The organism is Halorubrum sp. GN11_10-6_MGM (assembly GCF_005435165.1).
GTDB lineage: Archaea > Halobacteriota > Halobacteria > Halobacteriales > Haloferacaceae > Halorubrum.
Genome location: NZ_SGUC01000189.1, coordinates 1 through 429, shown reverse-complemented (window position 1 = coordinate 429; position 429 = coordinate 1). Strand labels below are relative to the sequence as shown.

The 429-nt window shown below is 70.6% G+C and carries 1 protein-coding gene; it reads left to right on the top strand.

All coding sequences use genetic code 11. The features are described from left to right. Positions 1 to 429 (top strand): GTPase (locus EXE46_RS16680; protein WP_199234243.1); only part of this gene is annotated, 429 nt, incomplete at both ends.

Below are 429 nucleotides of genomic sequence, written 5' to 3'. Positions count from 1 at the left end.
CCGCGACGAGCTGGCGTCGATCGCGGAGAAGGAGGAGGCGCGCCGCGAGCAGCGCCGCGACTCCGGCTTCGACCTCGTCGCGCTCGCGGGGTACACCAACGCCGGGAAGTCGACGCTGATGCGCCGGCTCGCGGACGAGCTGGCGGTCGACGAGAACGCCGAGCGTCACCGCGACCTCGACACCACCGCGGAGTCGCAGGACATGCTGTTCACGACGCTCGGGACCACGACGCGCCGGGCCGAGATGGAGAAGCGCGACGTGCTGCTGACGGACACGGTGGGGTTCATCGCGGACCTCCCCCACTGGCTCGTGGAGTCGTTCGAGTCGACGCTCGACTCGGTGTACCGCGCCGACCTCGTCCTCCTCGTCGTCGACGCGAGCGAGCCGGTCGAGGCCATGCGCGAGAAGCTCGTCACGAGCCACGACAC